This window comes from Promicromonospora vindobonensis (assembly GCF_042685865.1).
GTDB classification, from domain to species: domain Bacteria; phylum Actinomycetota; class Actinomycetes; order Actinomycetales; family Cellulomonadaceae; genus Promicromonospora; species Promicromonospora vindobonensis.
In genome coordinates this window covers 1,595,147-1,620,596 of sequence record NZ_JBHUOG010000001.1, presented here as the reverse complement: position 1 = coordinate 1,620,596, position 25,450 = coordinate 1,595,147, and the positions used below count along the sequence as shown (strand labels likewise).

Below are 25,450 nucleotides of genomic sequence, written 5' to 3'. Positions count from 1 at the left end.
CCTCCGATCGGGTTCAGGATCGAGGCCCGGCTTCTTCAGGTCCGCAAACCACGATGGCGCAGCGAGACGTAGCCTGCGACCGGAACGGCCAGGGCCCCGCTGCCCGCACCGCGTCCCTGAGGACGTCGATGCGGGCAACGGGGCCCAGTCGCAGGTTGTGCTACGCGTCCTGAGTCTTGAGGCGCGTGGCCGCGCCGACCAGGACCAGCACCGTGTAGCCGGCCAGGACGCTGATACCCACCCACGGCTCCAGCACGTCGGCGAACGCGCCGGCGTTCGGGGTGATCTGCGTTCCTGCCACGCTCGGCAGGAGCTTGTTCACCGTGCCCACCCACTCCAGCTGGGCGGCGGCGAACGTGGCGATCTGAACGATCGTCGGGATCACGAGGAAGATCGCCACCACCGTGAAGATCGCACCCGCCGTGTGCCGCAGCAGGGCGCCGAGTCCCAGCGCGAACAGCGCAACGAGCGTCACGTAGAGCACGGTGCCGAACAGTGACCGCACCTGGGCGCCGTCACCGAAGTCCACCGTGGCGTTGTTGGCGTCCAGGATCGGGTAGGTGACGAGCCAGCTCAGCGCGAGCGACACGGCGATCAGGACCGCCGTCACGAGCGCGAGCACCACTGCCTTGCCGAAGAACGCCGAGAGGCGCCCGGGAACAGCCGCGAACGTCGACCGGATCATCCCCGTGGAGTACTCGCCGGTGATCATGAGGGCGCCAAGCACCGCGACCACGAGGGCCGCCATCTCGAAGCCCGCGCTCACGACCATCGTGCCGCCGAGCATCCCGCCCGCTGCGGCCTGGTCCTCGGGTGAAGCACCTTCCATCTCGTTCCCGACGAGCTGGACGATGAGCGCCATCATCAGAGCGAACCCGACCATCACCACGACGGTCGAACCGAGCGTCCACCACGTCGAGCGCAGCGACCACAGCTTGATCCACTCCGAGCGCAGCACCCGGATGAAGGTGACGTTCTGCACCGGTGTCTGCCCCACCGTCGTGCCCGACGCCGGTCCGCCCGCCGGAGCCGTGACCGTCGCGCTCATGCCTTGCTCCCCTCGAGATCGGACTGCGTGCCCGCGTGGGCCGCGATGTCCTCGGACTGGTACTCGACCGAATCGGCGGTCAGCGACATGTAGGCCTCTTCGAGCGTCGACGCGACGGGCGTGAGCTCGTGCAGCACGATCTTCGAGGAGGCTGCGAGCTCGCCGACGGCGGCCGCGTTGCTGCCGCGGACCTCCAGCAGGCCGGGCTCGACGTCGTCCACCTGGGCGTTCTGGCCCTTGAGGAGCTCGGCGAGCTCCGTGGCCTGCGGCGACCGGACCCGCACGAGCTTGCGCTCGGCGCCGTCGAGGATCTCCGAGACCGGGGCGTCGGCGAGGATGCGGCCCTTGCCGATGACGAGCACGTGGTCGGCCGTCAGGGCGACCTCGCTCATCAGGTGGCTGGACAGGAAGACCGTGCGGCCCTCGGACGCGAGGAACTTCGCGATGTTGCGGACCCAGAGCACACCCTCCGGGTCGAGCCCGTTGACGGGCTCGTCGAGGATGAGCGTGCGCGGGTCACCGAGCAGGGCCGCGGCGATGCCGAGGCGCTGCCCCATGCCGAGCGAGAAACCGCCCACGCGCTTGCTCGCGACGGGGCGCAGTCCTGTGAGCTCGATCACCTCGTCGACGCGCTTGGTCGGGATGCCGTGGGTGGCTGCCATGGCGAGCAGGTGGTTGCGTGCGGTGCGGCCGGTGTGCACGGCCTTCGCGTCGAGCAGCGCGCCCACCTCCGCGAGCGGACGGCGGTGGGCGGCGTACGGCTTGCCGTTGACGGTGACCGTCCCGGCGGTCGGCCGGTCCAGTCCGACGATCATCCGCATGGTCGTCGACTTGCCGGCGCCGTTCGGGCCAAGGAAGCCCGTCACCTGGCCCGGCTGCACGGTGAACGTGACACCGTCAACGGCCGTCTTCGCGCCGTACCTCTTCGTCAGGCCTCTGGCCTCGATCATTGCTTGCCCTTCCATCTGGCATGCGGGATGGCTTCTGCGGTCACTGGCGTTCATGACAAGACTGGTCACTACGAGACTAGGCAGCGGATGGCACCGCCGCACGCATAACCGGCCTGGATCATCCCTTGGACGGACCGAGTTCATCCCAAGGTATGACCCGGGAACTCCTGAGAGCTCCCCAGCGTTCCCTAGGATGGTCAGACAGACCAGGAGGAGCAGATGAGCAACCCCGTCTTTTCGAGAAGCGACGTCTTCGGTGAGCCCCGTCGCACCGGTGCAGCAGGCGCACGCCGCGGCGGCACCGCCACCTACCCCAACCAGACTCCCGCATACGGCACTGCGCCGCAGCCTGGCCAGTACGGTCAGTACGGCGCCGCAGGTCAGCGGCCGATGGACGCGTCGGAACTCGACGCGATGTACCAGTCGCCGTCCGCCACCACGGCGGACACCCGGCGGATGACCTATGACGACGTGATCATCAAGGCAGGCGGGCTGCTCGCCCTCCTGGTCGTGGTGGCCGCGGCGACGTGGACGCTGGTTCCGGCGCCCATGGTGCCCGTCGCGATGATCGTCGGCGCGCTCGGCGGCCTCGTCCTGGGCCTCGTGAACAGCTTCAAGAAGAACCCGAGCCCTGCGCTGATCGTGGCCTACACGATCTTCGAGGGTGCTTTTGTGGGTGGCATCTCGCTGCTCATGGAGTCCATGGCCCCCGGCGTGGTGGTGCAGGCGGTGCTCGGCACCATCGCGACCTTCGCGGCCGCGCTGTTCCTCTTCAAGAGCGGCCGGGTGCGGGTCACGCCCAAGTTCACGCGCTGGCTGCTCATCGCGGTGGCCGGCTACGCCGTGTTCTCACTGGTCAACTTCGGCCTGGTGATGTTCGGCGTGCTGGACGGCTGGGGCATGCGGTCCGGCTGGCTCGGCGTCGTCGTTGGCATCGTGGCCGTTGGTCTGGCCGCCATGATGCTGATCCTCGACTTCGACTCCATCAAGCGTGGTGTCGAGGGCGGGGCCCCCGCCAAGATGGCGTGGGCGGCGGCCTTCGGCCTGCTGGTGACGCTGATCTGGCTGTACATCGAGCTGCTGCGGCTGCTGACGATCGTGCAGACGCTCTTCAGTGGCGACTGACCCGGCCGGCGACTGACCCAGCGCCGTACGGACGACGGCCCGGCACCTTCCCGACGGAAGGTGACCGGGCCGTCGTCGTGCGCGGCGGGCGACTACGCGCGGCCCGCCCGCGCCCGCGCCGCCGCCGCGACCAGGAGGCAGCCCGCCGCGACGAGCAACCCGTGCGTGATCCGCAGCCCTGGGCCACCGAAGAACTGGGGGAGCAGGAGCACGAGGCCGACCGCGAGCGGCACCCCCGCCCACCTCGGGCGCCCGCCCGCTCGCCACAGAGCGACGGCGACCAGCACCCCGGACACGGCGAGCAGGAGCAGCCCGACGCCGAACAGGGCGACGGCGCCCGGCTGCATGCGCAGCACCTCGACGTCGGCGAGCAGGCCGAGGTCGTCCTCCCGCAGGGCGGCCTCCGCGATGGTGCGGAGGCCGAAGATCTCGGCGCCGAAGTAGAGCGCCGCGCACCCGGCGCCGACCCACGCGGTGATCAGCGCCCAGGTCGTCGCGCCGACCCCTGCCCTGCGTCCTGCAACCGCTCCCGCGCTCGCGCCGTCACCGGCGGTACCGGCCTGGGCGAGGATCGCCCGCAGGCCGAGCAGCGCAGGCGCGAGGAGGGCGAGGCCGAGGATCCCGCACAGGTGCGCCAGCACCCAGCGGTCGGACGCGAAGGCCCCGGCGAGGCCTGCCGTGGCGACGGACTCGTCGGGCCACGGCCGCAGCAGCGGGAAGAGCAGGAAGGCAAGGCCTGCGGCGACGAAGGCGGCAGGGGTCCAGCGGACGGCGGTCATCGGTGGCTCCCGGTGGTGGCCTGGGCGGTATCGGGCGAGGCGAGCGCTGCGACTCCCGCGACGAGCATGTCGACCAGCACGGTGAAGCTCTGGTCGACGTCCTCCCGCATACGGAAGCCGGCGCCGAGCTCGAGGGTCACGAAGCCGTGCACGCCGGCGCGGACCGCGCGGACGGCGTCGATCACCCGCTCGTCCGGGAGACCGAAGCCGTGGAGCACCGAGACGACCGTCCGGACGCTCTCCTCGCCGGCTGCACGGTGCAGGGCGGCGGCAGGGTCGTCCGGGTCGGCCCCGATCTGCGTGGCGGCATACCGGCCCGGGTGCGCGTGGGCGTAGCGGCGCCAGGCGTCGGCCAGCGCGTGGAGCGCGTCGGCCCCGGCTCTGCCGACGGTCGCCGAGGTGCCGGCGGCCGTGAGCTCCTGGATCGCGATCACCGTGACCTCGCGGCGGAGCTCGGCCAGCGAGCCGACGTGCTTGTAGAGGCTCGGGGCCGCGACGCCGGCCCGTGCGGCGACCTTGGCGAGCGTGAGGTCGGTGAAACCGCTCGGCCCGCCCGCGTCGACGACCTCGAGGGCCAGGCGCACCACCGCGTCCGGCGACAGGCCCGCCCTAGGCACGCCGACCACCGTCCTCGGCCTGTCCGGCGCCCGGCAGCGCGGGCAGCCCGGCGAGGAACTCGAGCACGGCGGGCACGACGACGTCGGGCGCCTGGTGCTGCGGGTAGTGGCCCACCTCGGGGACGAGCACGCCGCGGGCGCCGATCGTGTCGGCCACCCAGGCGAGCTCGGCCGCCGGATCGGAGAAGTCGGGGTCGAGCGCGCCGACGACGGCGAGCGCCGGGGCCTGGACCTCGGGCAGCCTGGCCTCGACGACCGAGTGGTCGAGAGCCACGGCGAGGTCGCGGAAGGAGCGCAGCCGGCCAGGCTCGCGCAGCGTGTCCCGCACGGCGGCGACGTGCTCGGCGTGCCGGGGCGAGCGACGCCCCTTGGTGATCGTGGAGTAGAAGAAGCCCCAGAACGCGGCGCCCCATGGCCGGGCGAGCACCACCCGGTAGACGACCCGCATGGCCCGCTGCACGGCCGGGGACCCGGGCTGGCGCAGGTAGGGGCTGAGCAGGACCAGGCCGCGTACGAGGTCGCGCCGCTCCGCGGCGGCCCAGACGGCAGCGGAGGCGCCCATCGAGCTGCCGAGCAGCACCGCCGGCCCGGCGTCGAGGTGCTCGACGAGTGCGAGGAGGTCGGCGCCGGTCACGTCGTCGCCGTGCGTGCGGAACGTGGTGTCCGAGTCCCCGTGGCCGCGCAGGTCGGTGACGACCACGCGGTAGCCGGCGTCGGCGAGGGCCGGCACGACGTCGTCGTAGGTGGACCGGAGGTCACCCATGCCGGGGACGGCGACGACGAGTGGGCCCGAACCCGTGTCGCTGTAGGCGATGTTGCCGTCGGGCCGGTGAAGGAAGGTGAGCGAACCACTCTGGCTGGCTGTCATAGCCGTAAAGCTACGCCTATTAGCCAGAGGGTGCAAGGCCCCCGGCAAACCTGGTTGTGGGCGCGACCGTTGCGACTACCCGTCCGTTATAGGCGCAACGATCGCGCCCACAACCAAGGTGAGGTGGGGGGAGTCAGACCGGGCGGGAGACTCCGAAGTAGCCCTTCTCGGCCTCGCCGGTCTCCGCCTTGATCACGTGCATCACGGCGTTGATCAGCGCGAGGTGCGTGAACGCCTGCGGGAAGTTCCCCAGGTGCCGCCCCGTGCCGGGCTCGATCTCCTCCGCGTAGAGGTTGAGCGACGACGCGTAGCCGAGCAGCCGCTCGCACAGCGACTTGGCCCGCTCCAGCTCACCGATCTCGACCAGGGCCGACACGAGCCAGAACGAGCAGATCGTGAAGGTGCCCTCCTCGCCCTGCAGGCCGTCGTCGGTCTCGTCCGTGCGGTACCGCAGCACCAGACCGTCCTCGGTCAGCTCGTCCGCGATGGCGAGCACCGTGGCCCGGACCCGCTCGTCGTCGGGCGGCAGGAACCGCAGCAGCGGGACGAGCAGCAGGGAAGCGTCCAGCGCCGGGTCGCCGTAGCGCTGCGTGAAGACGCCACGCTCGTCGACGCCGTTGGTGCAGATGTCGTCGGAGATCTCGTCGGCGATCTTCTGCCAGGAGCTCGCGTAGTCGGGCTCGTCGTACAGGCGGGCGAGCTTGGCGCCCCGGTCCATCGCCACCCAGCACATGAGCTTCGAGCTGGTGAAGTGCTGCGGCTCGCCGCGCACCTCCCAGATACCCCGGTCCGGCAGGTGCCAGTGCTTCGCGGCCTCCTCGACCTGCCGCTTGAGGATGGGCCACAGCGACTCCGGCAGCTGCTCGCGCGACTTGGCGTGCAGCCACACGGAGTCCAGCACCGCGCCCCACACGTCGTGCTGCCGCTGGTCGTACGCGGCGTTGCCGACCCGGACGGGCTGCGCGCCCTCGTAGCCCGACAGGTGCGGCAGCTCGAACTCCTCGAGGGTCTCCTCGCCGCCGACGCCGTACATGATCTGCAGCTGCCGGTTGTCGCGACAGACGTCCTGGATGAACGCGAAGAAGTCGTTCGCCTCGCGTTCGAGGCCCAGCGTGTACAGGCCCCAGAGAGCGAACGTCGAGTCGCGGATCCACGCGTACCGGTAGTCCCAGTTGCGCTCCCCGCCCGGGGTCTCGGGCAGCGACGTGGTCGCGGCCGCGATCAGCGCACCCGTGGGGGAGTAGGTCAGGCCCTTCAGGGTGAGCGCCGACCGCTGGAGGTAGGCGCGCCACGGGTGGTCGGGGAACTCGCCCTGCGTGATCCAGTCGCGCCAGAACCGCTCCGTGCGCCACATGGCGTCGAGAGCGCCCGCGTACGTCGTCGGCGCGCTCTGCGAGCCCCACGACATGGCGACGAAGTGAGTTGCCCCCTCCGTCATCCGGGTGCGCGCGGTGGCCCGCTTGCCGTCCAGCCCGAACCGCAGGCTGGAGCGCAGGTGCAGGTCGGGGTTGGAGTCACCGATGTGGGCGACGACCGACGAGTACCCCGAGTTCTCGTACTCCCAGTCCACCTCGGAGCGGGCGTAGTCGGGGCGGGGCTCGCACACGACGTCGAGGTCCACCGTGCCCGACACGCACTTGATGGTGCGCATCAGGATGTGCTCGGCGTCGTCGTCGGTGGGGGTGCGGCGGTGCGTGCCCGAGCGCGACTCGAGGTCGTGCCACGGGCCCATCAGCATGGCGTCGCGCACGACGAGCCAGCCGGTCGGCGTCTGCCACGTGGTCTCGAGGATGAGCGTGCCGGGCAGGTAGCGGCGCGCGACGGGCACGCGCACACCGTGCGGTCCCACCCGGAAGTAGCCGGCTCCCCGGTCGAGGATCTTGGCGAAGATGCTGGGCGAGTCAGGTCGGGGCACGCACATCCACTCGACGCTGCCCGACGGCGCGATCAGCGCGTTGGTCTCGCAGTCCGAGAGGAACCCGTACTCCCCGATGTGGGGGAACTTGCTGCGGCCGTCCCAGGCGCGCGGGGAGGCGCCGTCGCTCGACGTGTGCCCCTTGACCGGACCCCGGTTCGTGGACTTCGGGGTCTGGCGGCGCCGAGGGGACGTGCCGGATGCCGTGGGCGCGGCGTCGGCCCCCACTGGCTCAATCGATTCGAGCGTCATGAGACTCAAGGGTTCCGCACGTTCAGCGCACGTGGCAAGCCGTACCTGTGTGACGCGCAGAACCCGTTGCCGTGCCCTGCACAGGGCTTGCACAAGCCCTGCGCGCAGCCCTCGACAGACCCACGCGCAGATGTTCGTGGAACAAGTTCTCGAGCCGTGTCGATCCAGCGGTTTCCCGTTCGACCTGTGAGTGAGAAGGTCCCATCAGGGACCGCCGACCACAGGAGCAGGAACCATGGCCAAGTACATGCTGATCATGCGCTCGACGGACGAGACGATGGCCGTCTACGAGAACATGGACTTCGAGAAGATCATGAACGACATGGGCACGTTCAACGAGGACATGGTCCAGGCGGGCGTCCTCGTCGCCGGCGAGGGCCTCACGGACGCGACCGACTCCGTCGTCGTCGACTACTCGTCCGAGACGCCCGTCGTGACCGACGGCCCCTACGGCGAGACCAAGGAGCTGTTCAACGGCTTCTGGATCGTCGACGTCGCCTCGCGGGAGGAAGCCGTCGAGTGGGCCAAGCGGGCACCGCTGGCCGGGCCGGGGAGCAAGCTGGAGATCCGCCGCGTCCAGCAGATGGACGACTTCCCGCAGGACAACGAGCACGTCCAGAAGGAGCGCGCGTGGCGCGAGTCGACCGGCCAGCTCTGACCGAGCAGGACCGCGCCCGGCGTACCGTCGAGGCGATCTGGCGGATCGAGTCCGCGCGCATCGTGGGCGCGCTCACCCGCTACACCCGCGACTTCGAGCTCGCGGAGGACGTGGCACAGGAGGCGCTCGCCGCGGCGCTCGTCTCCTGGCCACGTGACGGCACCCCGCGGGACCCGGCGGCCTGGCTCATCGCCACCGCGCGACGCCGGGCGATCGACGCCTACCGGCGCCGGGCAGGGCGGGACGAGCGGTACGCCGCCCTCGCGCACGGCCTGGCCGAGGGGGAGGCGACGTCGGGCACCGGCGCCGTAGCCGCCACGACGAGCATCGTCGCAGGTGAGCCGGGTTCTGACCCCGGGATGTTCGACCCGGACCGGATCGAGGACGACGTGCTCGCCCTCATGTTCGTGGCCTGCCACCCCGTCCTGTCCCGGGAGGCACGCATCGCGCTGACGCTGCGCGTCGTCGGCGGCCTGACGAGCGAGGAGATCGCCCGCGCCTTCCTGGTCCCGGTCGCGACGGTGCAGGCGCGCATCAGCCGTGCGAAGAAGACGCTGGCGGCGGCCCACGTCCCCTTCGAGGTCCCCGACGGCGCGGACCGGGCCGACCGGCTCTCGTCGGTGCGCGGCGTCCTGTACGTGATCTTCACGGAAGGCTCGTCGGCGACGTCGGGCGACGACTGGATCCGGCACGACCTGGCCCGTGAGGCCGTGCGCCTGACCCGCGTGCTCGCCCGGCTCGCGCCCGAGCCGGAGACGTTCGGCCTGCTCGCCCTGCTGGAGCTGACCGCCGCCCGGTTCCCTGCCCGGGTGGGGCCGTCGGGGGAGCCGGTCCTCCTGGAGGACCAGGACCGGAGACGCTGGGACCGGGCGACGATCGTTCGCGGAAGGGCGGCGCTGCGACGCGCCGTCGGCCCGTCGGGCATGGGGCCCTACGCCCTGCAGGCGGCGATCGCGGAGTGTCACGCGGTCGCGAGCTCGGTGGCGCAGACCGACTGGGAGCGGATCGTCGTGCTCTACGAGGCGCTCGGCCGGATAGCACCGTCGCCCGTGGTGGACCTGAACCGGGCGGTGGCGGTCGCGATGGCGCACGGCCCCGATCTCGGGCTGCGCATCGTGGACGGGCTGGTGGAGCAGGGGCAGCTCGCAGGGACGCACCTGCTGCCCGGCGTGCGGGGCGAGCTGCTGGCGCGGCTCGGCCGCACCGCCGAGGCCCGTGGCGAGTTCCTGCGCGCGGCCGAGCTGTGCGGCAACGCAGCGGAACGAACGGTCCTGACCCGCAAGGCCGGCCCCCCGCCCCCCGCGTCCGGCCGTTGAGCGCTGGCCGCCTGCGCCCTCGGGACGTTCCGAGGGCGCAGACGACCCGCACTCAACGGCCGGAGCCCGCGGGCCGGGGGAGCCAGTCCAGAGTTTCCGTGGTCGGGGCCGTCGGTCGGTACTCGCAGCCGACCCAGCCCGCATACCCCGCGGCGTCGAGCGCGCGGAAGAACGCGTCGAAGTCGATGGTCCCGCTGCCCGGCTCGCCACGCCCGGGCGAGTCGGCGACCTGCACGTGACCGACGGCGTCGATGTGACGCGCGATGTCCGCGACGACGTCGGACCCGTTGTTGTGCAGGTGGTAGGCGTCGAAGAGGACGGCGACGCCGTCGCCGGCCCGGGCGGCCACCGCGAGCGCCTCGTCAAGGGTCCGCACGGGGTAGTCCCCGTTCTCGCCGCTGGTCAGCGGCTCGACCAGGACGGTGACGCCGGCCGTGGCAAGAGTGTCCGCCGCGAGCCGCAGGTTCCGTGCGGCCAGGTCGTCCTGGACATGCGCAGGGATCCCCGGCAGGCGCTGCCCGTACAGCGCGTTGACCCGGTCGCAGCCCGTTGCCTCCACGAGGGTCCGGACCACGTCGAGGTTCTCCCGGAGCTCTCCCGTCCGGTCCGGGTGCGACACGATGCCGCGCTCGCCGGCGGGCATGTCACCGGCGAAGAGGTTGAGCCCGGTGAGCCGGACCTCCGCCGCGTCCAGGGCGTCGACGAACGCGCCGACCTGGGCGAGGGAGGGCTGGTGGGTCGCGAACGGCCACCAGCACTCCACCGCCTCGAACCCGGCGGCACGGGCCAGGGCAAATCGTTCGAGCAGTGGCACCTCGCTGAACAGCAACGACACGTTGGCGGTGAACCTGGGCATGAAAATCTCCGATCGTCGGCATTGACCACCACAGGTATATCGAAATACCCTTCGTCAAGCCAGTGCTGAATCGCTAGCAGAGTTGCAGTGATCAATCGATAGATCAGCGAACGAGGGAGTTCGGTCGTATGGCAGTCGTGGGCTTTGTCGGGCTTGGCGTGATGGGGCGGCCGATGGCGGCGAACCTCGTCCGTGCGGGACATGAGGTGCGGGCGTACAGCCGCGGTGCCGCGGGTCGCGAGAGCGCAGCCGCACTCGGGGTGCCGGTCGTGGCGGGCATCGCCGAGGCGGTCCAGGGCGCCGACGTGGTGATCACCATGCTGCCCGACACCCCCGACGTCCGGGCCGTCGCGCTCGGCCCGGGCGGCGTGCTCGAGCACCTGGCGCCGGCCGCCGCCTACATCGACATGAGCACCATCGAGCCGGGCGCCGCCCGGGAGATCGCCGAGCGGTTCGCGAGGGCCGGCCACGACGCGCTCGACGCACCCGTCTCGGGCGGCGAGGCCGGAGCCCGCGAGGGCACGCTGTCGATCATGGTCGGCGGCCCGGCGGCAGCGGCCGAACGATGGCAGGACCTCCTCGGGGCGATGGGCACCACCGTGGTCCGCGTCGGCGAGGCGGGCGGGGGACAGGTCGTCAAGGCGGCCAACCAGCTCGTGGTCGCCACCCACCTGCAGGCGCTCGCCGAGGCGGTCGTGTTCCTCGAGGCCAACGACGCCGACGTCGCCACCGCCCTCGCGGTCATCGCGCGTGGGCTCGGCGGGAGCACCGTCATCGACCGCAAGGCCGACAGCGTCCTGGCCGGCGACTTCGGCCCCGGCTTCCGCCTGGAGCTGCACCACAAGGACCTCGGGATCGTCGAGGCCTCCGCACGGGCCCGTGGGGCGGTCCTCCCCGTCACGTCGCTGGTCGGCCGACTCGTCCAGTCGCTCGTGCAGCGCGGCGACGGCGCCCTCGACCACTCGGCGCTGGTGACCCTCGCACGCGAGCTCAACGGGACGGAGACACGATGAGCCTGACCGCTCAGCACGCCGACACCGAGGAGCGCATTCGTCCCGGCTGGTGGGACGAGCCGTTCCAGGTCTTCCAGACCAACCTCCGCGAGATCGACGCAGGGCTCGACGTCGAGCGCACGCTCGACGCCGTCCAGGAGCACGGCGCGAACGTCTGGCTGCTCAACGTCGGCGGGATCCTGTCGCACTACCCGACCGGCCTCGGCTTCCAGACCCGCAACCCGCACCTGGCCGAGCGTGCCGGAGGTGACCTCGTCGGCGATGCCCTCACGGCCGCGCGGCGGCGGGGTGTACGACTGCTGGCCAGGATGGACTTCTCCAAGGTCGCACCGGCGATCGCTGACGCGCACCCGGAGTGGCTCTTCGTCGCGCCGTCCGGCGAGCGCCAGGAGTTCGAGGGGCTGGTCAGCGTCTGCCCCAGCGCCGGGTACTACCAGCAGCGGATCTTCGACGTCCTCGACGAGGTGCTCGACCGCTACGAGGTGGACGGGTTCTTCTTCAACTGGTTCGGCTTCAACGAGGTGGACTACGCCGGCCGGGTGCACGGCGTCTGCCACTGTGCGGCCTGCCAGGCGGGGTTCGCTGAGCACACCGGCCTGGACCGGCTGCCCGACCGGGCAGGCGACCCCGGCTACCGGGAGTGGCGCGGATACGCCACCGCGACCATCAACGCGCTCACCGCCCGGGTGCGTACCCACATCGCCACGCGCCGGCCCGACGCAGGGCTCATCCTCGGCACGGCGGCCGACGTGCTGTTCCACGAGTCGAACAACGCGATCGGGCGCTCGCTGTGGCCGTACGCCACCGGCGAGTCGGTCAGCGCGCTCCGGTCGGCGCAGCCGGGCAAGCCGGTCATGGTCAACGCCGTCGCGTTCTGGGACATGCCGTACCGGCTCGCCGACGAGCAGCCGGAGATGCTCGGCCAGTACCTCGCGCAGGCGGTCTCCCGCGGCGCCAACCCGTCGACCTACATCATGGGCCCCACCGGCGGGATCGCCTACGAAGGGCTGTCCGCCGCCGCTGCGGTGACCCGGTTCCACCGTGACCACAAGCGCGAGTACACCGGCCTGGCGCCCGCTGCCGAGGTGGGTCTGGTCCGCCCGGACCCGCTGGACGACGACGGCCGGTTCGGCACGGGGACCGCCGAGCACCGCGGTCTCCTGACCGGCCTGGTCGAACGGCACGTGCCCTTCGACGTGGTGCCCGTCGGCGCGCTGGAGGCTCTGCCGGCCGACCGGTTCCGGGTGCTCGTGCTGCCCGACCTGCCCTCCCTGCCGCAGGGGGCGGTCGAGTCGCTCGAACGGTTCGTGCAGGCAGGTGGCTCGCTCGTGGCGACCGGCCGCAGCGGGATCCGCGCCGACGGCTCGGTCGTCGAGTGGTTCCCCGGTCTTCGGGTGACCGACGTGGACGCCGACCGGGAGACCCTGAAGTCCAGCTACGTCCAGCTGGACGACAGCGACCGCGTCGAAGGTGCGGTCCTGGTGCCACGGCACGGACGGCACCACCGGCTGACCTGGCGTCCCGACGCCACGCTGCGGCACCGTCTCGTGGAGCGCGCCCCCTACGGCCCGCCCGAGAAGGCGTACGGCCACGTGCCAGGGGGCGAGTTCGCCTGCGGGTCGCGCCGGCACGACGCCGGCACGGTCGTCCAGCTGCCCTGGACGGCAGGGACCGCCTACCGCGACACCCGGCTGACCCGCCTCCGTGACGTCGTCGTCGACCTCGTGGTCGAACGGCTCGCTGACCGGCCGGGTGGTCGCCTGCCGATCACCGTCGACGGACCCGAGCAGCTCGAGGTGGTCGTCGGACGCTCGGCGGCCGGGCTGGTGATCCACCTGGTCAACCACTCCGGGCAGCGCGGCAACGGCTTCGGCCCGGTGGTGCCGCTGCGCGACGTCGTGCTGCGCGCCACGGGCCTCGCCGGCCGCACCGCGCGCGCCCTCGCGGGCAGCGCGACGGTCCTGGACGACGGCGACGACCTGGTGGTCCGGGTCGCTACCGTGGCCGAGCTCGAGGTGGTCGTCATCGAGGACGAAGGAGGCTCTCGTGCCTGAGGTCCTGATCGTCAGGGGCGGCCAGGGCGAGCGGGTGGCCGAGCAGGTGCGCGCGGCGCACCCGGAGGTCGTCGTCGCCTCCCCGGACGACGCCGACGCCCTGAGCACCGCCACCGTGGCGGCGGGGCACCTCACCGACGACGAGGTGGCCCGGATGCCGCGGCTGGCGTGGGTGCACTCGTGGGCCGCCGGCGTGGAGTCCGACGTCGGGCCCGCGCTGCGCCGTCGGGCCTCGGTGGCGGGACCCGGAGCGGTGACCGTGACGTCGTCGGCGGGCAACGGGGCGATCCCCCTGGCCGAGCAGGCCCTGATGCTCATGATGATGCTGGGCCGCCAGGCCCCCCGCTGGGCGGACGCGCAGCGGGAGCACCGCTGGGAGCGGTTCACGCACGACGAGCTGCACGGCCGCACGGTCGGCATCTACGGGTACGGCAACGTGGGGCGGGAGCTCGCCGTCCGGGCCCGTGCGTTCGGCATGACCGTGGTGGGGCTCCGCCGTCGGCCCGCCGGACCCGACGACCCGGTGGACCGGATGCTGCCCGCGGACGCCGTGGACGAGCTCGCAGCGCTGAGCGACTTCCTGGTCGTCGCAGCGCCGCTGACCGACCGGACAACCGGGGCGATCGGGTTGCGTACGCTGCGCGAGCTGGGCCCGGAGGGCCACCTCGTGGTGGTCTCGCGCGGCGGGATCGTGCGGGAGGCCGACCTGATGACCGCCCTGCGCGACGGGATCGTCGCAGGCGCAGGCCTCGACGCCCACGCGAACGAACCACTGCCCCACGACTCACCCCTGTGGGACCTCCCTCGCACGATCATCACCCCGCACAACGGGGCGACGACGGCGTCGACCGCTGACCGCGGTACGGCCATCTTCCTCGACAACCTGGACCGATGGCTCGCGCGGCGGCCGCTGCGCAACGTCGTCGACACCGCACAGCTGCCCTGATACCGCGCTCCATGCGCAGCGTGAGTCCGTACAACGACGTACTGAAAGAAGGACACCATGTCAGATCTCACTCGACGGTCGTTCCTGACCTGGACCGGTGTGGGGGCGCTCTCGGTCGCCGCCATGTCACTTGCCGGCTGCTCGCCGTCCGGCTCCGGCGGGGACGGCTCCGTCCGCTTCGCCTGGTGGGGCGGCTCCGACCGGCAGCAGGCCTACCTGGAGGCGCTGGACGCGTTCACCGCTGAGCACCCGGAGATCAAGGTCGCTCCCGAGTTCGGCGACTACGACGCCTACCAGGAGCGCATGACCACGCAGATGGCGGCCCGGGACGTGCCCGACATCTTCTGGATCCCGTCGGCCGCCGTCCTGACCTACCGCGACGCCGGGCTCTACCGGGACCTGGACGGCGTGCCCGGCCTGGACCTGGGCGCCTTCAGCGCCGAGCAGATCGAGAGCTTCCGGCTCGGCGGGGAGCTCAACACACTCCCCAAGTCGCTCTTCAGCCCGGTGCTGCGCTACAACAACACCTTCCTCGAGGCCGAGGGCGCCACCCTGCCGGAGCAGCTCACCTGGGACAACCTGGCCGAGTTCCTGGTCGACTACTCGGCGAACAACTCCGACGGCCGCAAGGGCGTCAGCTACGGCCCGTACCACGACATGCCGTTCGAGTCGTTCCTCCGGCAGCGGGGCGAGGACCTGTGGACGGAGGACGGCACCCTTGGCGCGAGCGTCGACGGCGTCGGCGCCTGGATCGAGTGGTGGGAGAAGCTGCGCCGCGCCGGCGCGACGACGAGCGTGAGCGAGCAGGACGGTATCGAGCCCTCCTGGCCGCAGGTCGGCGACAAGGTGCTGACGACGTTCGCCAACTCCAACCACATCGTGGACGAGGCGCAGGCGTTCCCGGACTACGAGTTCGACCAGCGGGACGTGCCGGCCCTCGCGGACGCCGCCGCCGGCTACCACTTCACGTACTACAGCCGGTTCGCGATGTACGAGCGGGTGCCGGAGGACCGGATCGAGGCGGCGGCCCAGCTGATGAGCTTCAACCTCAACTCGCCCGAGCTGCTGAGCCTGGTCGGCCTGTCGGCCGGGGCGCCGCCGAACACGGAGCTGCTCGACCAGTACGAGCCCGACGCGACGCCCGACGAGCGCAAGGTCATCGCCATCACCCGCGAGATCGCCGAGACCGAGCAACGCCCGCGGTTCGAGGCTCCGGCCGGCTCCGGCGACTGGCGCACCATCATGATCCGCCAGCTCGAGGAAGTGACCCTCGGGGAGACGAGCGTGCCCGACGCCGCGGCGGCCTTCGTCGAGGCCGTCGAGGGCGAGATAGCGGGCGCATGATGACCCTGACGTCGTCGAAGGACACCGGGCGCCCGGCGCGTGGTGCGCCCGGCGCCCCCGCGGAACGGACCCGGCGCGGCCGACCGAAGCAGGCGGGCGGCACGCGGGGCCAGGGGCTGGTGGCGCACATCTTCCTGCTGCCGTGGATGATCGGGATGGTCGCGGTCACCGCCGGTCCGCTGATCGCCTCGGCCGTCCTCGCGTTCACCGACTACGACCTGCTGAGCCCGCCACAGTTCATCGGGCTGGACAACTTCGTGCGGATGGCGGGCGACGAGCGGTTCTGGGCCGCGGTCCGGGTGACGCTCGTCTACGTCCTGGTGTCGGTGCCTCTGCAGCTCGGGTTCGCCCTCTTCCTTGCGGTCGTGCTCGACAAGGGGCTGCGCGGCCTCTCGCTCTACCGCAGCGCGTTCTATCTCCCGTCCCTGCTCGGCGGCAGCGTCGCCATCGCCATCCTGTGGCGGCAGATCTTCGGGGAGAACGGCCTGGTGAACCACGTCCTCGGCTGGTTCGGCATCGAGCTCGGCTCCTGGCTGCAGGACCCGTCGCTGGCGCTGTCGACCCTGGTGGTGCTCAACGTCTGGACGTTCGGGTCGCCCATGGTGATCTTCCTGGCCGGGCTGCGGCAGATCCCGGAGGAGCTCTACGAGGCGTCGATGATCGACGGCGCCGGGCGTGTACGGCGGTTCGTGTCGATCACGATCCCGCTGCTCACCCCGATCATCTTCCTGAACCTCATCCTGCAGATGATCAGCGCCTTCCAGGCCTTCACCCAGGCGCACGTGGTCAGCGGCGGCAGCGGAGGCCCGCTCGACTCGACCCTCTTCTACACCCTCTACATCTACCAGCGCGGCTTCGTGAACTTCGACATGGGGTACGCGTCCGCGATGGCGTGGGTGCTGCTCCTGGTCATCGCCGCCGCCACCGCCGCGAACTTCATCGTGTCGCGGCGCTGGGTCTACTACGGAGACGAATGATGGTTGCCACTACATCGACCCTGAAGCGTGGCGCCGCCCGTGGTGCCCTGAGCCGCGTCGTGCGGCACGTGGTGCTCGTCGTGTTCGTGCTGCTCATGATCTATCCGCTGCTGTGGATGCTCGTGAGCTCGTTCAAGCCGAGCAACCTCATCCTCTCGCAGACGGGGCTGTTCCCCAGCGAGATCACGCTCGAGAACTACGGCGACGGGTGGAACGCCCTCGGCTCGCCGTTCACGCTGTTCCTCGGCAACTCGATGCTGATCGGCGTCGGGTCCGTGCTCGGGAACCTGTTCTCCTGCTCGCTCACGGCCTACGCCCTGGCCCGGCTCAACTTCAAGGCCGGCAAGCTGTACCTGGCCCTGACCCTGATGACGATCATGCTGCCGTTCCACGTGCTGGTGATCCCGCAGTACATCCTGTTCGCGGAGCTGGGGTGGATCAACACCTACATCCCGCTCCTGCTGCCCAAGTTCCTGGCCACGGACGCCGTGTTCATCTTCCTGATGGTGCAGTTCATCCGAGCCCTGCCGCGTGAGCTGGACCAGGCGGCGATGATCGACGGCGCCGGGCCGTTCCGCATCTTCTGGTCGGTGATCCTGCCGCTGATGCAGCCCGCGCTGATCACCACGACGATCTTCACCTTCATCTGGACCTGGAACGACTACTTCGGGCCGCTGCTCTACCTGACGCGGACAGAGCTGTACACGGTCCCGGTAGCGCTCAAGTCGCTGGTCGACACCGAGACCCAGAGCGGCATCGGAACGATGTTCGCGATGTCGCTGGTCTCGCTGGTCCCGATCCTGCTGTTCTTCATCTTCGCCCAGCGCTACATCATCAAGGGCATCGCGACGACGGGAATCAAATGAGTGCTGCGCGCAGAGCGCTGGACGGCGAGCACCGCTGGACCCAGCTGACCTTCGTGGAGAACGACCCCCTCGACTTCGACCTCGACGCGTGGGCCGACGTCATGGAACGGACGGCGTCGACGGCGGTGTGCATCAGCGCCGGCGGCTACATCGCGTACTACCCGACCAAGGTGCCGCTGCACCACCGCAGCGTCTACCTGGGTGACAGGGACCTGCTGGGCGAGGTGGTCGACCTGGCCCGCTCCCGCGGCATGGCGGTCATGGCCCGGGTCGACCCGCACGCCGTCCACCAGGACGTGGTCGACCAGCACCCGGAGTGGATAGCCCGGACGGAGGACGGCGAGCTCCTGGAGCACTGGGCGATGCCCGGCATCTACCTCACCGACGCGTTCGGCGGCTACAGCTGGGAGCTGACGACCGAGGTGCTCCGCGAGATCGCGCGGGACTACGACGTCGACGCCCTGTTCGCGAACCGCTGGCAGGGGCACGGCCCCGGATACACCGAGACGACCGCGCGGGACTTCCGGTCCGCGACCGGGCGCGCGCTGCCCAGGGCCGCGGACCCCACCGACGGCGAGGCGTGGGCGACCTACCGTGCGTGGCGCAGGCACCGGCTCAGCGATCTCGTGGCGCACTGGGACCAGGCGGTGCAGGACGTCGCACCCGCCGTGCGGTTCGTGCCCAACCTCGGTTCCTTCACGGCGGCCGACCTCGACCCACGAGTCGCCCGGTCCGTGCCGTTCCTGCTGGTGGACCACCAGGCGCGGGGCGATGGCGAGGCCCTCTGGGCGGCCGGCCGGGATGCCAAGCGGGTGCGTGCACTGCACCCCGGCAAGCCCGTGGGGCTCATCACCTCGGTCGGGCCGGAGTCGCACAACTTTCGCTGGAAGGACTCGGTCAACGCCGCGGTCGAGACCACGGGGTGGATCGTCGACGGGTTCGTCCACGGCGCGTTCCCCTGGTTCACCAAGTTCGCGGCGCGGATCCATGACCCCCGGTGGATACCCGCCGTGGAGCGCGCCTTCGGCTTGCACCGGGCGGTGGCGGACGTCCGCGCGGACGCGCGGCCCGTCGCCGAGGCGCTCGTGTGGGACGCGGACGAGCACACGGCGTCCGCCCGCGTGCGCGACGCCGCGTCGGGTGTCTACCAGGTGCTGGTCGAGCTGGGCGTCCCGTTCGAGTACGTCGGGGCGGGCTCCCACTCGGCGCTGGCGCGACCAGGGGTCCGGCTGGTCGTGCTGCCGGAGGTGTCGTCGCTCGACACTGGCGCGGCGGACGCCCTGCGCGCGTTCGTCGAGGGCGGCGGCTCCCTGCTCCTCACGGGCGGAGGGCCGGACGTCATCGGGCGCGAGGCGCTGGTGACCGAGCTGCTGGGCGTCGACGTCGTCGAGCGCCGGGACGGCATCGTGCGCAACAACTACGTCCAGCGGGAGCCGGGCGGGGCGCTGCAGAACGGGTTCGGTGACGCGCTCCGCATCGTCGGGGGTACCCGGCTCGTGCGGTTCGGCACGACGGCGGACGGGCTCGACGTGTCATGGCGCTTCGTGCCCGACCACCCCGACCTGCCGATGGAGGAGGTCTACCCGCGATCGAGCGCGACCGACCCGGCGGTGTTCGGTGCCGCGGTAGGAGAGGGCCGCGTCGACGTCATCGGCTTCAACGTCGCCGAGCTGTACTGGCAGGCGCTCCAGGCCGATCACCTGACCCTGCTCGACAACCTCGTGCGGCGTGGGCTGGGCGGACGACGGTCCGTCGAGGTGCACGGACCGGGCGTGCTCGACGTCGCGACGTGGGCAGGGGAGCGGTCGTTCACCGTGCTTGCCGCCAACCTGACCGACCCGATGATGATGCGCGGGCAGCGCCGGGTCGTCTCGCCGCTCGACGGCGTCCGGGTGGTGGTCGACCTCGACCGCGTCGGGGCCCTGGCGGGCGGGCCGGTGCCGACCGGGCTGGTGCCGGGCGAGGAGGCGAGGGTGCGGGTGCAGGTCCTCGTCGACGAGAGATGGGCGGACGTCGACGCGAGCGTGTCGGCGGGGACGGTCGACGTGGCGCTGCCCCCGGTCCACGAGCTGGCAGCGGTCCGCCTGACCTGGTGACGGCCCGCCCGCCGGCCGAGCTCGGCTCCCCGGGACCCGCTCGCAGCGCGGACCGTCAGCCGGCGGTGGCCGGGGGCGGGGCCGTCGAGCCGCGGACCATCAGGGTGGGCCGCTCCAGGGGGACCGGCTCGTCCACGGTCTCGCCGAGCAGCGTCAGCACCTTGGCCGCGGCCGCACGGCCACGCTGGAAGGCGAACCGCTGGACGGTCGTCAGCGGAGGGTCGACCCACTCGCCCAGGGCGAGGCCCTCGAAGCCGACGACGGAGATGTCGTCCGGCACGCGTAGACCGGCCGCCTGAAGGGTGCGCATCCCGGCGATCGCCATGGTGTCGGTGCCGTACAGGATGGCCGTCGGGCGCACGGCGCCCGCGAGCAGCCTGGTGGTCTCCTCGGCGGCCCGGGTCGGGGAGTACTCGACGGCGATGACGGTGTGCGGCTGCCGGCCGTGGTCCGCGAGGCGCTGCACGAACGCCTCGCGGCGCAGCACCGGCAGCACGAAGTCCTTCGGCCCGCTGATGAACGCGATGTGCTCGTGCCCCAGCGCGACGAGGTGGTCCACGGTCTCCGCGATCCCGGCGCTCGGCGGGTCGGCGTCGACGTACTCGATGGCGCCGGGCTTCCACGGGGCGCCGACGAGCACCGCCGGCAGCCCGAGCCGGGACACGAGCTCGGGCCGGGTGTCGCCCACCATGGAGTTGGTGAGGATGATGCCGTCCATCCGCTGGCGCTCCGCGAGCGTGCGGTAGAAGTGGTCCTCCTCGTGCTGCCCGGTGATGAAGACGTTCAGCAGCAGCCCGTACTCGCGCGGGCTGAGCACCGACTCGATCCCCGAGATGAAGTCCATGTTGCCCGCGCCGACGCCGGGTACCTTGGAGTCGCTGGTCAGCACCAGGCCGATGGCCTGTGCGCGGGCCGTGCGCAGGGCGATCGCGGCGGCGTTGGGGCGCCAGTTGAGCTTTCGTGCGGCCTCGCGGATGCGCTCCGACGTCGCCTCCGAGATACGGCCGGTGCCGTTGAAGACCTTCGAGACCGCGCCGGGTGAGACCCCGGCGAGCGCTGCCACGTCGCTGATGGTCGGGCGGCCGCTGCCGCGCGGCTTCTGCGGCGTTCTCGGTGCTGTCATCGGGCGCTCATCTCGAGCGCAATCCTACGTGGTTTATCGGTGCACCAACGGCCTCAGCGGAGCCGCAGCGTCGCCACGAGGACGCCCGCAAGGCACAGGGTGCCGCCGATCAGGGCGACCGGGGTGGGGACCTCGCCCAGCAGCGCCCAGGACATGAGCACCGCGAGCGGCGCCGCAGCGTAGGTCGCGGCGCCGAGCCGGCCCGCCGTCGTGCGGGTGAGGGCGAAGCCCCAGGTGGCGAACGCGATGGCGGTGGGGAACACGCCCAGGTAGATCACGCTCAGCGTGGCCGACGTCGGCGCGACGGCGAGCTCGTCCAGGAGCACCGGGGTGAACGGGAGGCACGCGACGGTGCCTGCGAGGCAGCCCAGCCAGGTCATGGTGAGGGAGTCGACCTGGGGCAGCAGCCGCTTCTGCAGGATCGTGCTGCCCGCGTAGACGACGGCTGCCGCGAGGCCCAGGACGACGCTGACCCCGCTGGAGGCGCCGCTCGACGTGGCCAGCGCGATCCCGGCGACGCCGGCGAAGGCGATGCCGATGCCGACCAGGAGCCGGGCGGGGAAGCCCTCACCGAGCGAGATTCCAGCGAACACGGCGATGAGGATGGGCGCGAGCCCGACCAGCAGGGAGGCGGTGCCCGCGTCGAGGGTGCGCTCTGCCGCGTTCAGGGCGAGGTTGTACAGCCCGAACCAGAGCACGCCCCAGACGATGACCCCCGCCAGGGTCCGGCCCCGCGGCAGCCGTAGCTTGCGGGCCAGGGCGGCCATGACGGTCAGCGTGATGGTGCCCACGAGGATCCGGCCCAGGGCGAGGGCGCCCGGCGAGTAGTCGAACCCGGCCGACCGGATGCCGATGAACGCGGAGCCCCAGAGCACGACGGTCACCGCGGCGGCCGCCGGGACGAGGAGGCGGTGCGCGACGGGCGGGGCGGGTGCGCCGGGCGGGGTCGTCGTGGTGGTGCTGGGCATGTCCGAAACCTTGCCCGACAGGTGGGGCGGCGTCTGGCGGTCGTCGGCCGTGGTGTTCGTCATGGTGCGATAGTGGCCCTCGACCACCGTGAAGCACCAGCGATTGTTTCTTCATCTGGATTCAGTCGCGCTGTACTATCGGGTCATGCTCGACGTCCACCGTCTTCGCGTCTTCCGTTCCGTCGTCGCCTCCGGGTCCATCGGTGCGGCAGCGGCGAACCTCGGCTACACGCCGTCCGCCGTCAGCCAGCACGTCTCGGCGCTCCAGCGGGAGACCGGGCTCAAGCTCCTGGCGCGACACGGTCGCGGCGTCCGCCCCACCGCCGCTGGGCACGCCCTGGCCGCCCAGGCCGACGGCGTGCTCGAACGGCTCGGTGAGGCGGAGTCCATGGTCGCCGACCTGCGCGCGGGCCGCACCGGTTCGCTCTCGATCGCCTACTTCGCGTCGGTGGGCTCGGCCTGGCTGCCCGACGTCGTACGCGCGGTCACCACGCAGTTCCCCGGCGTCCGCCTCGACCTGGAGCTGGCCGAGCACATCCCTGACAAGACCGAGGACCGGGCCGACCTGCAGATCTGCGTGGCGCAGGCGGGTTTCGAGGCCGGGAGCGGCTTCACCGCGCACCACCTGATCGACGACCCGTACGTCGCCGTCCTGCCGCGGGGTCACCGGTTCGCCGGCCGGGACGAGATCGAGCTCGCCGAGCTCGCCGACGAGTCCTGGGTCGACAACGACTTCGCGCGTGGCTGGTGCCGGCGCAACCTCCTCGAGGCGTGCACCGCGGCAGGATTCAGCCCTACGTTCCACGTCGAGGCACACGACTACGCGACGGCCGTGGCGTTCGTGGAGGCGGGGATCGGCATGACGGTGCTGCCGGAGCTCGGCGCCGTCCACCTGCCGGGCGCCACGGTCGCGGTGCCCGTGGTGCGCCCCACCCCAGTGCGCTCGATCTACGCCGTGGTGCAGGAAGCGGTGGCGCACACACCGCCGGTCGTAGCGGCCCTGGAGGCGCTGCGGCAGACGGCCGCCGCTTCGCGGGCAGCCGTGGTGGCCGCATAGGGTGGGCGGGTAACGGCGCCGGGACTGCTCGGTGCCCTCCCGATCGAGAGGCAATCCTCGTGACCACGCTTCCTACCGCCTCCGGCGCCTTCGGTGACAAGCCGGAGCTGACGTTCCCCGAGGGCGGCGCGCCCGCCGGCCTGCAGGTGCAGGTGCTCTCCGAGGGCAACGGCCCGGTCGTCGAGTCCGGGCGCACCATCGTGGTGAACTACCTGGGCCAGACCTGGGGCGGCCACGTCTTCGACAACTCGTACGACCGCGGCACCACCATCGACTTCCCGATCGGCGTCGGCGCCGTCATCGGTGGCTGGGACAAGGGCATGGTGGGCCAGAACGTCGGCTCGCGCCTGATGCTCTCGATCCCGCCGGAGCACGGCTACGGTGCGCGCGGCGTGCCGCAGGCCGGCATCGCCGGTGGGGACACGCTGGTCTTCGTTGTGGACATCGTCGGAGTCCAGTGACCCGAGTCCAGTGACCGAATAGCAGAGTGCGGGGTATGTGCCGGCCACCACATACCCCGCACTCAGCTGGTTACGGGTAGGCGATCACCTGCGGGGAGGCGAAGGAGCCGACCGCGGGAGCACCCGTGTCGTTGATGACGTGGTTGATCCCACCGGAGCCGTTGAGGAAGACGCTGGTCATGGACCGGAACGTCACACCGGCGGTGCGCGGCGCCTGGATCCCGGACTCGACGCGGATGTCCTGCCCCTGGTTGAAGAAGGAGTAGACGCCGAGGCCGGTCGCCTCGTGGCTGGTCACGTGGTCAGCGACCCGGTAGGACGCGTAGCCGAGGCGGTCCCCGTCCATGAAGGCGGCCTGCGACGGCGGGTCGTACGGGATCTCGCTCTGGTAGAAGACCGTACGGCCGCGCTCACCGTTCCAGATCGTCTGCTGCTCCTGGTAGTGCTCGACGAACAGGCCGGTGGCCGTGACGTCGTCCCCGTTCACGATCACGCCGTGCGCACCCGTGTTGCCGTCCCACGACACGCCGTGGCCGTGGTCCGCGCGCCACGCCCAGATGTGGTCGAGCAGGGTGTTGTTGCTGTTCACCTCGATCGACGTGACGGCCTTGCCCTCCCAGGGGCCACCCACCCGGACGAACACGTCCGTGAGCGTGGTGGGGTTGGCCGGGTCGGAGACGCTCGCACCCTCCGGGCCGACCTGGATCAGGGTCGCCGACTCCGGCACGTTCGCATCGGCGGTGATGCCCGCGATCTTGACGCCTGCGACGTCACCGATCTCCAGCACGCCGTTGCCCGCCGTCGGGGTGAGGGAGGCGTAGCCGAGGCCGAGCACGACGGTGTCGGCGCGGTCGACCCGCAGCGCGGCATCGAGCTCGTAGACGCCCGGCGTGAGGATGAGGTTCTTGCCGTCGGCCAGGGCGGCGTTGATCGACGCGGCGTCGTCGACGTCCTCGCGGGCCACGTAGAAGTCGCTCATGCCGATGGACGTGCCCGACCCGGCGGACGTGGACCAGTCGGTACCGCTGCTGCCGGTCTTCGCGTTCGGGACGAAGACGGCGAGCTCGCCGTTGTCGCTCCGGTACAGGAACGGGGCCTCGCGGCTCAGCGGCGTGTTGTCGACCGTCGTCTTGACACCCTTCGCGCCGTTGCCGAGATCCTGCCCGAAGTCGGTGGCCGGGGCGCCCTGGACGCCGGAGAACACCATGTTCCAGACGCCGCCGTCCCACGTGCCCACCTGGCTGTTGCGCGTGAACCACTGCTGCTGCGATCCGGTGGCGATGGTGCCGGCCACGCGGGAGTTCGCGAGGTAGCCGCCGGAGGCGAACTCGCCGTACCGGCCGAAGACCGTCAGGCTGCCCTGGATGTCCATACGGCGCATCGGCGCGGCCTGCGAGACGGCCCAGCGCATCTGGTGGGGGTCGGTCACTCCCGCCGGGAACGGCAGCGCGGCGTCGTCGCCGACGGGCCGCTGGATCGGGTTGATGGCCATGTTGGACATGGACCGCCAGAAGTTGTTCAGGGATCCGGGGGCCGCACACTCCCAGGGCCGCTCCGGGCAGCCGACGATCGGCTCCACGTGCAGGGCACCGTTGATCTGCACGTCGCCCGGCTGCGCGCCGAGGCCGGAGATCGACTCGTAGTAGCCGACGGTCTGGTTGACGATGCCGGTAGCCGTGGCCGGGTCGTCCTGGCCGGCGGCGCTGCCGTACGTGCCGGGCTCGAAGAACACCTGGTGCCGGTCCTGGCTCATCTCCTCCTCGTCGTTCACCGAGTCGAGGAGGGCGTTGATCTGGTCGGTCGACCACGTCTGGTCGATGAACGTGACGTTGGCGCCGAAGTCCGGGTCGGCCGCTGCCTTCTTCGACTTCTTCACCTTCGGCTTCTTGGTCTTCGGCTTGTCGGTCTTCGACGCCGTGTCCTGGTCTGCCTGTGTCGTGGCGGCCTTCGCCATGGTTCTGCCCTCGTTCATGGCGGTCGGGGCGGCGGAGGCCGGTAATGCGGTGACCGCGGCTCCTGCGGCGAGCGATGCCGCGACGGCCGCGACGGCGGCGCCGCGCAGGGTGGTCCGGAGTGTCCTCATCGACAGATCCTTCGAGCTCGGGGCAGGCCGGCCAAGACCGGGCGTGCTGCCGGTGCGGATGCGCCCGGGTGAGCGCCC

22 protein-coding genes are annotated in these 25,450 nt (G+C 71.4%); 12 read left to right on the top strand and 10 right to left on the bottom strand.

The annotated features are described in order from the left end of the window. Positions 1–160 precede the first annotated feature (160 nt). Positions 161–1,048, bottom strand: a complete 888-nt coding sequence (locus ACFS27_RS07330) for an ABC transporter permease (protein WP_377181465.1) — start codon at positions 1,046–1,048, stop codon at positions 161–163. After that, a complete protein-coding gene (locus ACFS27_RS07325) occupies positions 1,045–1,998 on the bottom strand; it encodes an ABC transporter ATP-binding protein (protein WP_377181463.1) in 954 nt (317 codons plus the stop codon). The genes ACFS27_RS07330 and ACFS27_RS07325 overlap by 4 nt, the downstream gene beginning before the upstream one ends. 219 nt (positions 1,999–2,217) lie before the next feature. Here ACFS27_RS07325 and ACFS27_RS07320 point away from each other — a divergent pair, with 219 nt between their 5' ends. Continuing rightward, on the top strand, positions 2,218–3,123 hold the full coding sequence (locus tag ACFS27_RS07320; RefSeq protein ID WP_377181461.1) for a Bax inhibitor-1/YccA family protein: 906 nt from the start codon (positions 2,218–2,220) through the stop codon (positions 3,121–3,123). A 92-nt stretch (positions 3,124–3,215) separates the two neighbouring features. Here the strand turns inward: ACFS27_RS07320 and ACFS27_RS07315 are convergent, their stop codons facing one another. The 4 genes from ACFS27_RS07315 to ACFS27_RS07300 form a co-directional block, all read right to left on the bottom strand. Next, positions 3,216–3,902 (bottom strand): hypothetical protein, encoded by a 687-nt coding sequence (locus tag ACFS27_RS07315; protein ID WP_377181459.1) that lies wholly within the window; start codon positions 3,900–3,902, stop codon positions 3,216–3,218. After that, positions 3,899–4,519, bottom strand: a complete 621-nt coding sequence (locus ACFS27_RS07310; protein WP_377181457.1) for a TetR/AcrR family transcriptional regulator — start codon at positions 4,517–4,519, stop codon at positions 3,899–3,901. The genes ACFS27_RS07315 and ACFS27_RS07310 overlap by 4 nt, the downstream gene beginning before the upstream one ends. Then, complete coding sequence (locus ACFS27_RS07305; RefSeq protein WP_377181455.1) at positions 4,512–5,387, bottom strand: alpha/beta fold hydrolase; 876 nt, start codon at positions 5,385–5,387, stop codon at positions 4,512–4,514. Before ACFS27_RS07305 ends, ACFS27_RS07310 begins: the two co-directional genes overlap by 8 nt. Positions 5,388–5,520: 133 nt before the next feature. Beyond that, positions 5,521–7,554, bottom strand: a complete 2,034-nt coding sequence (locus ACFS27_RS07300; RefSeq protein WP_377181453.1) for a glycoside hydrolase family 15 protein — start codon at positions 7,552–7,554, stop codon at positions 5,521–5,523. A 235-nt stretch (positions 7,555–7,789) separates the two neighbouring features. Between ACFS27_RS07300 and ACFS27_RS07295 the strand changes: the two genes are divergently transcribed. Together ACFS27_RS07295 and ACFS27_RS07290 are read left to right on the top strand one after the other, a co-directional pair. Next, positions 7,790–8,212, top strand: coding sequence for a YciI family protein (locus ACFS27_RS07295; protein ID WP_377181451.1), 423 nt, complete (start codon positions 7,790–7,792; stop codon positions 8,210–8,212). Then, complete coding sequence (locus ACFS27_RS07290; protein ID WP_377181449.1) at positions 8,185–9,528, top strand: RNA polymerase sigma factor; 1,344 nt, start codon at positions 8,185–8,187, stop codon at positions 9,526–9,528. Before ACFS27_RS07295 ends, ACFS27_RS07290 begins: the two co-directional genes overlap by 28 nt. Positions 9,529–9,580: 52 nt before the next feature. Here the strand turns inward: ACFS27_RS07290 and ACFS27_RS07285 are convergent, their stop codons facing one another. Next, positions 9,581–10,384, bottom strand: coding sequence for a hydroxypyruvate isomerase family protein (locus ACFS27_RS07285; RefSeq protein WP_377181447.1), 804 nt, complete (start codon positions 10,382–10,384; stop codon positions 9,581–9,583). Positions 10,385–10,512: 128 nt separating this feature from the next. Between ACFS27_RS07285 and ACFS27_RS07280 the strand changes: the two genes are divergently transcribed. From ACFS27_RS07280 to ACFS27_RS07250, 7 genes are read left to right on the top strand one after another with little or no spacing between them, the layout of a single operon-like run. Further along, positions 10,513–11,397, top strand: coding sequence for an NAD(P)-dependent oxidoreductase (locus ACFS27_RS07280; protein ID WP_377181445.1), 885 nt, complete (start codon positions 10,513–10,515; stop codon positions 11,395–11,397). Continuing rightward, entirely contained in the window at positions 11,394–13,451 is a 2,058-nt protein-coding gene (locus ACFS27_RS07275) for a beta-galactosidase trimerization domain-containing protein (RefSeq protein ID WP_377181443.1), read from the top strand. Before ACFS27_RS07280 ends, ACFS27_RS07275 begins: the two co-directional genes overlap by 4 nt. After that, entirely contained in the window at positions 13,444–14,397 is a 954-nt protein-coding gene (locus ACFS27_RS07270; protein WP_377181441.1) for a D-2-hydroxyacid dehydrogenase, read from the top strand. Before ACFS27_RS07275 ends, ACFS27_RS07270 begins: the two co-directional genes overlap by 8 nt. Before the next feature lie 57 nt (positions 14,398–14,454). Then, entirely contained in the window at positions 14,455–15,741 is a 1,287-nt protein-coding gene (locus tag ACFS27_RS07265) for an ABC transporter substrate-binding protein (protein ID WP_377181439.1), read from the top strand. Beyond that, complete coding sequence (locus ACFS27_RS07260) at positions 15,741–16,718, top strand: carbohydrate ABC transporter permease (RefSeq protein ID WP_377183639.1); 978 nt, start codon at positions 15,741–15,743, stop codon at positions 16,716–16,718. The genes ACFS27_RS07265 and ACFS27_RS07260 overlap by 1 nt, the downstream gene beginning before the upstream one ends. Beyond that, positions 16,718–17,584: a carbohydrate ABC transporter permease gene (locus ACFS27_RS07255; RefSeq protein ID WP_377181437.1), complete on the top strand. Its 867-nt coding sequence runs from the start codon at positions 16,718–16,720 to the stop codon at positions 17,582–17,584. The genes ACFS27_RS07260 and ACFS27_RS07255 overlap by 1 nt, the downstream gene beginning before the upstream one ends. Then, a complete protein-coding gene (locus ACFS27_RS07250; RefSeq protein WP_377181435.1) occupies positions 17,581–19,680 on the top strand; it encodes a family 10 glycosylhydrolase in 2,100 nt (699 codons plus the stop codon). The genes ACFS27_RS07255 and ACFS27_RS07250 overlap by 4 nt, the downstream gene beginning before the upstream one ends. Positions 19,681–19,735: 55 nt before the next feature. On the opposite strand, the gene ACFS27_RS07245 is transcribed toward ACFS27_RS07250, so the two are convergent. Both ACFS27_RS07245 and ACFS27_RS07240 read right to left on the bottom strand, forming a co-directional pair. Further along, positions 19,736–20,803 carry a LacI family DNA-binding transcriptional regulator gene (locus ACFS27_RS07245; protein ID WP_377181433.1) on the bottom strand — a complete coding sequence of 356 codons (1,068 nt, stop codon included), beginning with the start codon at positions 20,801–20,803 and terminating at the stop codon, positions 19,736–19,738. A gap of 53 nt (positions 20,804–20,856) precedes the next feature. Then, complete coding sequence (locus ACFS27_RS07240) at positions 20,857–21,834, bottom strand: DMT family transporter (RefSeq protein WP_377181431.1); 978 nt, start codon at positions 21,832–21,834, stop codon at positions 20,857–20,859. A gap of 82 nt (positions 21,835–21,916) precedes the next feature. Here ACFS27_RS07240 and ACFS27_RS07235 point away from each other — a divergent pair, with 82 nt between their 5' ends. Both ACFS27_RS07235 and ACFS27_RS07230 read left to right on the top strand, forming a co-directional pair. Then, positions 21,917–22,828 (top strand): LysR family transcriptional regulator, encoded by a 912-nt coding sequence (locus tag ACFS27_RS07235; protein ID WP_377181429.1) that lies wholly within the window; start codon positions 21,917–21,919, stop codon positions 22,826–22,828. A 59-nt stretch (positions 22,829–22,887) separates the two neighbouring features. Then, positions 22,888–23,289 (top strand): FKBP-type peptidyl-prolyl cis-trans isomerase, encoded by a 402-nt coding sequence (locus ACFS27_RS07230; RefSeq protein WP_377181427.1) that lies wholly within the window; start codon positions 22,888–22,890, stop codon positions 23,287–23,289. A 70-nt stretch (positions 23,290–23,359) separates the two neighbouring features. Here ACFS27_RS07230 and ACFS27_RS07225 read toward each other — a convergent pair whose 3' ends face one another. Then, positions 23,360–25,372: an adenylyl cyclase gene (locus ACFS27_RS07225; RefSeq protein ID WP_377181425.1), complete on the bottom strand. Its 2,013-nt coding sequence runs from the start codon at positions 25,370–25,372 to the stop codon at positions 23,360–23,362. Positions 25,373–25,450: the final 78 nt, after the last annotated feature.